This is a genomic window from Psychroserpens sp. SPM9 (assembly GCF_025153525.1).
GTDB lineage: Bacteria > Bacteroidota > Bacteroidia > Flavobacteriales > Flavobacteriaceae > Psychroserpens.
The window spans coordinates 574,416-584,527 of record NZ_JANZNR010000003.1; the positions used below are offsets into that span (position 1 = coordinate 574,416).

The 10,112-nt window shown below is 35.0% G+C and carries 7 protein-coding genes; 6 read left to right on the forward strand and 1 reads right to left on the reverse strand.

The features are described 5' to 3' along the window. The first annotated feature begins 171 nt into the window (after positions 1–171). The 4 genes from N4270_RS08940 to N4270_RS08955 are packed head-to-tail and all read left to right on the forward strand — an operon-like array spanning position 172 to position 6,368. Positions 172–1,296, forward strand: coding sequence for a DegT/DnrJ/EryC1/StrS aminotransferase family protein (locus N4270_RS08940; RefSeq protein WP_260096684.1), 1,125 nt, complete (start codon positions 172–174; stop codon positions 1,294–1,296). Further along, on the forward strand, positions 1,293–3,185 hold the full coding sequence (locus tag N4270_RS08945; protein ID WP_260096685.1) for a nucleoside-diphosphate sugar epimerase/dehydratase: 1,893 nt from the start codon (positions 1,293–1,295) through the stop codon (positions 3,183–3,185). Before N4270_RS08940 ends, N4270_RS08945 begins: the two co-directional genes overlap by 4 nt. A 21-nt stretch (positions 3,186–3,206) precedes the next feature. Beyond that, positions 3,207–4,001 carry a polysaccharide biosynthesis/export family protein gene (locus N4270_RS08950; protein WP_260096686.1) on the forward strand — a complete coding sequence of 265 codons (795 nt, stop codon included), beginning with the start codon at positions 3,207–3,209 and terminating at the stop codon, positions 3,999–4,001. Between the two features lie 18 nt (positions 4,002–4,019). After that, the gene (locus N4270_RS08955) at positions 4,020–6,368 is read left to right on the forward strand and encodes a tyrosine-protein kinase family protein (protein WP_260096687.1); all 2,349 of its coding nucleotides are present in this window, start codon (positions 4,020–4,022) and stop codon (positions 6,366–6,368) included. A gap of 3 nt (positions 6,369–6,371) precedes the next feature. Here the strand turns inward: N4270_RS08955 and N4270_RS08960 are convergent, their stop codons facing one another. Then, positions 6,372–7,544 carry a proline dehydrogenase family protein gene (locus tag N4270_RS08960; protein ID WP_260096688.1) on the reverse strand — a complete coding sequence of 391 codons (1,173 nt, stop codon included), beginning with the start codon at positions 7,542–7,544 and terminating at the stop codon, positions 6,372–6,374. 94 nt (positions 7,545–7,638) lie between these two features. Here N4270_RS08960 and aroB point away from each other — a divergent pair, with 94 nt between their 5' ends. Next, positions 7,639–8,709 carry a 3-dehydroquinate synthase gene (gene aroB, locus N4270_RS08965; protein WP_260096689.1) on the forward strand — a complete coding sequence of 357 codons (1,071 nt, stop codon included), beginning with the start codon at positions 7,639–7,641 and terminating at the stop codon, positions 8,707–8,709. A gap of 82 nt (positions 8,710–8,791) precedes the next feature. Further along, positions 8,792–9,958 carry a site-specific tyrosine recombinase/integron integrase gene (xerA, locus tag N4270_RS08970; RefSeq protein WP_260096690.1) on the forward strand — a complete coding sequence of 389 codons (1,167 nt, stop codon included), beginning with the start codon at positions 8,792–8,794 and terminating at the stop codon, positions 9,956–9,958. Positions 9,959–10,112: the final 154 nt, after the last annotated feature.

Here is a 10,112-nt window from a genome sequence, read left to right on the forward strand (position 1 = left end):
AAAATTGTTTTTTATCGTGTTTATTTGGTTCATCGTATCGTATTGGTGCATATTTAAGCAGAATTTCTAATAAGAGCCCTTAATTGTAAGTCCGATTTGCAGATCTTCTAACCCAAATCCCTCACTAACAATAATAATTGTATAGTAATAAACTTACTTAACAGATTGATTATGGAATCAAAAATTTGGTTGTCTACACCGCACATGGGCGGAAATGAGCAATCTTATATTAATAATGCCTTTGAAACTAATTGGATAGCTCCATTAGGTCCACATGTTAATGGTTTTGAAAGCGATATACAAAACTATCTGAAACAAGATAGTCACGTTGCTGCGCTCAGTTCTGGAACTGCAGCAATTCATTTGGGTCTTATTTTATTAAATGTTGGTAAAGGTGACGAAGTTATTTGTCAGAGTAAAACCTTTTCCGCTTCAGCAAATCCTATTATATATCAAGGTGCAACTCCTGTTTTTGTAGATAGCGAAACAAGCACCTGGAATATATGTCCGGAACAGCTAGAAATAGCCATCAAAGACCGTATTAATAAAGGGAAAAAGCCTAAAGCCATTATTGCAGTCCATTTATATGGCATGCCCTATCAAGTTGATGCCATTCATGCTGTCGCCAATACTTATGATATTCCTGTACTAGAAGATAGCGCTGAAGCCTTAGGAAGTACCTACAATTCAATAAAATGCGGCACCTTTGGTGATATTGCTATTTTATCTTTTAATGGGAACAAAATTATTACAACTTCCGGTGGTGGTGCTTTGGTAACTAAAAACATTAAACTGAAAGAAAAAGCGGTCTTTTTAGCCACTCAAGCCAGAGAAAAAGCTGTAGAGTATCTTCATGAGTCGATTGGTTATAATTATCGATTATCTAACGTGCTTGCTGGTATTGGCAGAGGACAAATGGAAGTCTTAAACGATAGAGTGTCTGCGCGAAGAAGCAATTACGAGTTTTACAAAGAAAGCTTCAAAACGCTTGAAGAGCTTCAGTTTGTAGATGAACCACAGGGTAGTTTTTCCAATCGTTGGTTATCCTGCATGCTAACGCCTTCCGAAGAAATCAGAGAAGGATTACGATTGGCATTAGAAGCTTTAAATATTGAAACCAGACCACTTTGGAAACCGATGCATCAGCAACCCGTTTTTAAGGATGCGCCTAAATATCTTAATGGTGTTTCAGACGATTTATTTGAAAAAGGCTTATGTTTGCCTAGCGGGTCTAACCTGACTGAATATGAATTAAATAGAGTAATATCAGCAATAAAAACGTATTTTAGAGCATGATTAAACGTCTACTACAAAAAATCTCAAACCGATATGCCTCCAAATGGTTGGTCATGCTTTTCGATTTATGTATCGTAGCATTTACCTTTGTAGCCGCTTATATTATACGCTTTAATTTCAAATTAGATTTTGATTTTATTGTGATGATTAAGCAGGTACCTTTTGTGTTTTTGGCGGCTTTGATTAGTTTCGTCTTAGTTGGTTCTTATAAAGGTGTAGTTAGATTTACCGGATTTAAAGATGTTGTAAACATTATTATTGGTGTTAATATTTTAGCTACAATTCTTATCATTTCGACGTTTTTTAGCCGACGCTTAAACTACGAGAGTATTTTTAATATTTCTGGATCGATAATATACATTCATTTATTACTTAATATTCTTTTTCTTGTTGGTTCTAAGCTGTTTGTGAAATCGGTATATAATAAACTAATACAAGATTTTGAAACACAAAAACGTGTTTTAATCTTTGGGGCAGGAAATGCAGGCATGATTACCTATGATGCGATTACGAATGACCCGAAGAACAGCCACGTCATTATTGGTTTTATTGATGACAACGAAAGAAAAGTTGGTAAAAAAATCAACACACTTAGTGTTTACAGCATCGATAAAATTACTAAGGATTTTATAGAAAAACACGGTGTTGAAGAAGTTATTATTTCGGTACAAAACATCGAGTCTTCAAGGCTTTTACAAATTTCCGGACTGTTATTTGAATTAGGCTTAAAAGTAAAAATCGTCCCTCCTGTTCAAAACTGGATTGATGGAGATTTGAGTGTTGGTCAAATAAAAGAAGTTAATATTGAAGACCTGTTAGGTCGTGATCCTATTTCTATTAGTAACCCAGCGCTTCTTGACGAATATGAAAATCAAATCATTTTAATTACTGGTGCGGCTGGCTCTATTGGTAGTGAAATTGCCCGAAAAGCCACTAATTACAACTATAAAAAATTAATTCTTGTCGATAGTGCCGAGTCACCACTTTATGACTTGCAGCAAGAGTTTATTCAGAAAAAGATTAAAAATTTTGTCGCTGTTGTTGCCGATGTACGTGATTTTAGACGTATGGAACAATTGTTTCAACTTCATAAACCTAAAATATTATTCCATGCGGCAGCCTATAAGCATGTTCCGTTGATGGAAAACAATCCTTATGAAGCTGTGAGTGTTAATATTGGTGGTACGCGACATATGGCGAGTCTATCTGTTAAGCATGGTGTGAATAAATTCGTATTGATTTCTACAGATAAAGCGGTTAACCCAACCAATGTGATGGGAGCTACTAAGCGTATTGCCGAGCTTTATGTTAATTGTTTACAAGGAAAAGGTAAGACGAAGTTTATTACAACGCGCTTCGGAAATGTTCTCGGTTCGAATGGTTCTGTGATTCCATTGTTTAAAAAGCAAATCGAAAATGGCGGTCCGTTAACGGTGACTCACAAAGACATCACTCGTTATTTTATGACAATCTCTGAAGCTTGTCAGCTCGTATTAGAAGCTGCAACTATGGGGAATGGTGGTGAAATATTTGTATTTGATATGGGAGAATCTGTAAAGATTTTCGATCTCGCTAAAAACATGATTATTCTTTCAGGCTTACGTTACCCTGAAGATATCGATATTAAAATAACAGGATTACGTCCTGGAGAAAAAATTTATGAAGAGCTCTTAGCCGATGGTGAAAATACCAGAGCAACCTACCATGAAAAAATCATGATTGCTAAAACGAAACATTTAGACATTTTAACAATTAGCGATAAAATTTCTAATTTATGTGCCGTAAATTCAAAATCACAAAACTTAGAAATCGTATCACTTATAAAAGATATAGTACCAGAATTTATTTCTAATAATTCAAAATTTGAAGTCTTAGATTCAAAAAAATAAACTTAACCAATTCAAACTATTATGCGACAAAATATTAGTAACATCCACAAATTCTTTTTGTTATTTACATTGGTCATTTTATCCTCTTGCGGATCAAGAAAAAACATCGTCTATTTTCAGGATGAACCTATAACGAATCAGAGTTTAAGTGAGCTAGATAACAACTATCAATTACGCTATAAACCTAATGATATATTAACTATTGATGTTGCTGCTGAAGTCGCCGAATCGGTTGCTGCTTTTAACCTTCCTGCTGTTGCTTACAATACAAACAGCACGACTTCTGCCCAAACGCAGGTGTTAAGACAAACCTATTTAATTGATCCTGATGGTAATATTGAATTCCCTGTTTTAGGAACTGTAAAAATGGAAGGACTTACCCGAGTTGAAGCTACAGAAATGCTCAAAGAAAAAATTAGTGTGTATGTAAAAGAGTTTATAGTAAATATCAGATTGGTTAATTTCACGATTTCTGTGATGGGAGAAGTTAATAGACCTGGAACCTACACCGTTGAAGGCGAACGTATTTCTTTAGTACAAGCGCTTGGTTTGGCTGGTGATTTAACCATTTATGGAAAGCGTAATAATGTCTTCTTAATTCGTGAAATAGACGGAAAGAAAAAATACGCTAAATATGATTTAACTTCAATTAACGTTGTTAATTCTCCTGTATATTATCTTTCGCAAAATGATATTATTTACGTAGAACCTAACGATGCCAAAGTAAAAACATCTTCTTACAATCCAAATACTGGTGTATTAATTTCAGCTATTGGTACACTCGCAACTATTGTTGCCATATTTGTTGTTCGTTAATAAAAAGATCCTACTATTATGTCTCAAAATTCATCGTCAAATAAAGACACTATTATCAATCTGGTTGAGTTATACCTATCTAAATGGAAACTCATTCTCGTTTGTGTGTTGATTGCTTTAGCTTTTGCTTTTCTGAAAATTAGATATAGCACGTCCTTATATCAGGCGACAGCTACAATTAAACTTAAAGAAGATGAAAATTCACGGAGTCTTGCTGAAATTTCCTCGCTTCAAAATGGTGGTTTAGGTAGTACATTACCCAATGTTACTGATGAAATTCAGGTCATTAAATCGCGTACCATTTTAACCGAAGTTGTTAAAGACCTCAAGTTGAATATCAGGTATTTTGTTAGTGGTAAAGTAAAACAAGAGGAAGTCTATTCTCATCCGCCAGTGAATATTAGTTTTTTCATGAATGATTCGCTAGTTGGAAACATTAACAAGTCATTACATATCAAAATACTATCGGCTCAAAAATTTGAACTCTCAAATATTAATACCAATAAGCTCTTAGAATTTAAGTCTGGAGAAACTTCCACGCATAGTTTTGGAGAACGTGTTAAAACATCGTTTGGGTCGTTTGTACTAACGCCTAATTTGGGTACCTATGGTTCTGAACCTGGTGCATTTGTTGAGATTAGAATTAACCCTATTCACAGTGTGGTACAATCTTATCGCGATAAGATAAAACTTAGTACGACCGAAAAATCAAACGTGATCCAATTGTCGCTTAATGAAAGCATCATGGAAAAAGCTCGTTTGGTATTAGACAAAGTCATAGAAAAATATAATGCCGATGTAGTTAATGATAAAGAGCAAATTGTACAAACAACTTCTGAGTTTATCACCAATCGTTTAAATATTGTATCTAACGAATTAGAACAAGTCGATTTTACTGCTGAAAAACTTCAGAAAGATAACCGCTTAACGGCCTTGTCGTCACAATCTAATATTTTTCTGGAAAGCGAACGTTTAACTGATGCCAAAATCAACGAAACGAGCAATCAATTGCAATTGGTTGAATATATGAGTGAAAATCTCAATGATGAAAACCGAGAATCAGATTTACTTCCTGATATAGCTATTGGCGACAGTGATGTTGCACAAATCACCAAAAACATTAACGAACTGGTTTTACAAAGAGACCAGATTCTAAAAAATTCGAGTGACAAAAACCCAACGGTTGTTAGGCTTAACGATCAGATTAATGCCTTAAAAGGAAATCTTAATCAGAGTTTAGGTAATATTAAATCTGCTAATGAGATTACGCTTAGAAATCTCAACCGTCAAGGGAGTAGAATTCGTGGGCAAATTTATTCGGCACCAGGCAAAGAACGCCAGTTTAGAGATATTAAGCGTCAACAAGATATCAAAGAGTCGCTATACCTCTATTTATTAGAAAAGCGTGAAGAAACGGCCATTACTTTAGGGATGTCTACTGCCAATGCTAAAGTAGTTGATTATGCGTATACCAATGCTGATCCTGTGGCGCCAAAACAAAAAGTGATTTATTTGGCATCCTTATTAATTGGTTTGTTTATTCCGGTGTCACTTATTTATGCCAAAGATTTAGTTGATAATAAAATTCACACGAAGGAAGACATTTTACGACTGGTAAAAGCACCATTTATTGGCGACATTCCAAAATCTGAACTAAAGCAAAAAGTAGTCAATAAGGTAGATTATTCACCTAAAGCTGAAGCGTTCAGAATCTTGAGAACCAATATTGATTTTATGCTTCAGAAGTATGACAAACCGTGTAAAACTGTTTTTGTCACATCAACAACCGCTCAAGAAGGTAAATCACATACCACAACCAACCTGGCGAGTTCATTCTCATTTTCCGATAAGAAAACTTTACTCATTGAAACCGATATTAGAGTTCCGAGAGTTAACGATTATTTAAATATTAAAGCCGACAAAGGTTTAACCGATTTTATTTCAGATAAATCGTTAAACATTGCTGATGTTACAGTGAAGCAAAAGGACAATCCGTTTTTAGATGTTATTCCGTCAGGAACTGTCCCACCTAATCCTGCCGAATTATTGATGAGCGATCGTGTTAATTTCCTATTTGAAAAGGTAAAAAAAGAATACGATTATATTATTGTGGATACGGCTGCTGTTGGATTGGTTACAGATACTTTACTCATTAGTGATCATGCTGATATTTTTATTTATGTGGTAAGCGCGAATAATATTGATAAACGTCAGTTACATATTGCTCAAACTATGTATGAAGAAAAACGTTTACCAAATATGGTGACGCTTCTTAACGGTTCGGTTAAAAAGAAAGGCTACGGTTATGGCTATGGTGATAATCCGCAAAAAAATAAAAAATGGTATGCTAAGCTTTTAGGACGTTAGGTTCTAGAGCTTGCGACGTTTCTTTTCTTGCTTCAGTAGATTGAGTTCTCTACTGGTTTGTCCGGCAACCGATGTATTTTCTTCAGCACGACGAATCAGGTAAGGCATCACATCTTTGACAGGTCCGAAAGGCACATATTTAGCCACATTATAGCCTTGATTGGCGAGATTAAAACTGATATGATCGCTCATTCCGTAAAGCTGACCAAACCACACATTATTATCGGTTTTGTCGATACCAAGTTCTTGCATGAGTTCCATAGCGAGATAGCAACTCTGTTCGTTATGGGTTCCGATAAACAAGGAAATGGTTTCCAAATGTTTCAGAATATAAGTCATACAGGTGTCAAAATTCTCGTCGGTTGCCTGCTTATGCTCACATATTGGTGAAGGGTAGCCCTTCTCCTCTGCTCTTTTACGTTCTTTTTCCATATACGCACCACGAACAATTTTAAATCCGACTTTAAAACCATCCGCAACCGCACGTTCATGAATCCCTTTTAAGTAGTCTAAGCGATCCCAACGATAAGTCTGTAAGGTATTATAAACAATCGGTTTGGTGGTATTATACTTTCGCATCAAGGCTTCACAAAGATCGTCGGCTGCATCTTGCATCCAGCTTTCTTCGCCATCGATTAGAACTTCCACATCTTTCTCTTTAGCCAATTGACAAACCGCATCAAAACGCGCTACAATACGATCCCATTCGTCTTGTTCAGCAGAGGTAAGTGTTTTACCTTCGCCTAATTTCTGATAAAGATAAAAACGCCCAAAACCAGTAGGTTTAAACACGACAATTGGCATGGCTTCCTTTTCATCGGCGAATTTGATAATCTTTAATATTTTATCACGAGCTTCATCAAAAGTCGACTCTTCCTCTTTCCCTTCTACCGAATAATCTAAAACCGAACTTACGCCTTTGGTATACATAAGGTCAATAACTGGCAAGCAATCCTCTTCGTTAACACCGCCACAAAAATGATCAAATACCGTAGAACGAATTAAGCCTTCAACAGGCAAATGCGCCTTAAGTGCAAAATTGGTCGCTGCAGTCCCAATACGAACCATAGGCTCATAAGAAATCATTTTAAATAAAAAATAAGCACGTTCTAATTGTGAATCATTTTTTAGTGCAAAAGCAACTTCGGTGTTATCAAAAAGTGTCTTTGTATTCATTGCTTGAAAAATAATCACAAAAATAATTATTCGGTTGCTATTATGTAACTAAAAGTCGCTAATTTTCCACTTTCTTAGAAAGATTAGATTTAGCATGAATTCTATAGCCACAAAAACATACACCGTTCATTTTAACGATACAGCTTACCAGGCGCTTAACAACTATATTGAAACCCATGATTTTTCAAAAATTTTCATCCTTGTAGACAGCAATACTCACGAACATTGTCTGCCGAAGTTTATGTCGCATTTAGAAACTTCTCTTGCTATTGAAGTGATAGAAATGGAAGCTGGCGAGCCACACAAAAATATTGAAACCTGTCTTGGGATATGGAATGTACTTTCTGAACTTGGTGCCGACCGCAAAAGCTTGATGCTTAATCTTGGAGGTGGTGTCGTGACCGATTTAGGCGGATTTGTGGCTTGTACATTTAAGCGTGGTATTAAGTATATCAACATTCCAACCTCATTATTAGCAATGGTAGATGCCTCTGTTGGTGGGAAAACCGGAGTGGATCTTGGTGCTTTAAAAAATCAAATTGGTGTGATTAACACTGGTGACATGGTGATTATTGATACGTCGTATTTAGATACCTTGCCTCAAAATCAAATGAAGTCTGGTTTGGCTGAAATGCTAAAACACGGCCTTATTAAAGACCGTCAGTATTTTGATAGATTATCTGATTTATCAAAGTTAAAACTTGAAGATCTGGATGTTTTAATCCATGAATCTGTAGTCATAAAAAAAGATATTGTTACAAAAGATGAGTTAGAACTAGGTGAACGAAAGCATCTAAATTTCGGTCATACCATAGGTCACGCTATCGAATCCTATTTTTTGAGTCACCCAGAAAAAGAAGAGCTCTTACATGGTGAAGCTATTGCTATCGGAATGATTTTAGAGTCTTATATCTCTTCGGAATTACTGGGTTTACCAAAAGATGATTTAAGTCATATTACAAACGTCATTAATGGGATTTATGATTTTGTTGCGATAGCACCTTCAGATTACGATGCAATTATAGAATTATTAAAACACGACAAGAAAAACGAACATGGTAATATTAATTTTGTGCTTTTGGAAGCTATTGGCAAGCCTAAGATTAATTGCCTTGTTGACAATGCGTTAATTATGAAGAGTTTCGATTATTATACCGAACAATAACCCACTTGTTTTCTAATTTTACAATCTAAAACCTCTATTTTGTAGATTATTTTCTCTATATTTAAAGTCATAATCATTCAAAATGGCTTCAAAACCTATTATAAAAATTGGAAGAATACGTATTAATGGAGAGCCATATATTACGGTAAACTTTAAATACAATTCCAAATTTAAAAACCTGATGCGAAGAATCCAATCAGCTAAATGGAGTTACACGTTGCGTACTTGGATTATTAAAGACAATGCCGTTTCCCTGAACCGATTTTACTATTTATTTTCTAAAATTTCACTTATAGAAGAAAATAAACTTTTCAAGAAAAAGGAAAAACGGGAGTTTGATCTTTCTGAACAACAAAAATACCTATTGAATGCGTTTTACAAATATTTGAAAGGAAAGCGTTACAGCAAAAGTACCATACAAACGTATGTGTTTGGTGTCGCTGATTTTATTTCGTTTAATGCATCGAAACCACTTTCGGAACTTCAAAACCGAGATGTTGAATTATTTATAGAAGAAATCTATATAAAGCGACATTATAGTGTAAGCACGCAACGCCAATTTATTAGTGCTTTAAAGCTGTTTTTACTATTTGAAAGTTCAACACAAATAGATAGTTTAGAATTGATGCGTCCTTACAAATCTAAAAAGTTACCTATTGTATTATCTCAGCAAGAAGTATTGCGGTTAATACAAAAAACATCAAATTTAAAACACCGAACAATTATAGCGCTATTGTATTCTTGTGGTTTACGTATAAGTGAGCTTTTAAATTTGCGTGTCACTGACATTGATATTAACAGGCGTCAAATACATATTAAACGAAGTAAAGGTCGAAAAGACCGTTATGTAGGAATGGCAGAAAGTTTTTTACCCTTATGTTTAAATTATGTACAAACCTATGAGCCAAGGCTTTATTTTATAGAAAACAAGCAGATGCAGCCTTATAGTGCTGAGAGTGTACGCGCTTTTTTAAGGCGGAATTGTAAAAAGGCTGGAATTATAAAGCGAGTTACGCCTCATACTTTACGTCACAGCTATGCAACTCATATGTTAGAACAGGGGGTTAATATAAGGTATATCCAGTCACTTTTAGGGCATTCTCGTCCAGAGACGACTATGATTTACACTCATATTAAGCGTCAGGATTTATTAGAGATTTCTAACCCTTTAGACGTGGCTGTTTACAAATTAAGCACAACTGATAAACAAACCAGCAATGTTGTGTTATCCCGTAAAAATCTGATATAAAATCATATATTTGTATAGATATAACTAGTTGGGATTAATAAAGCCCGACTTTTGGATCTTCCCAGGTGTATTGCTAACATCAAAAATTGTAGATTAAGGTCAGTGCTATAAAAGTAGTATGGAATTACTACTTGTAGAATTTTAGTTCTTCCAA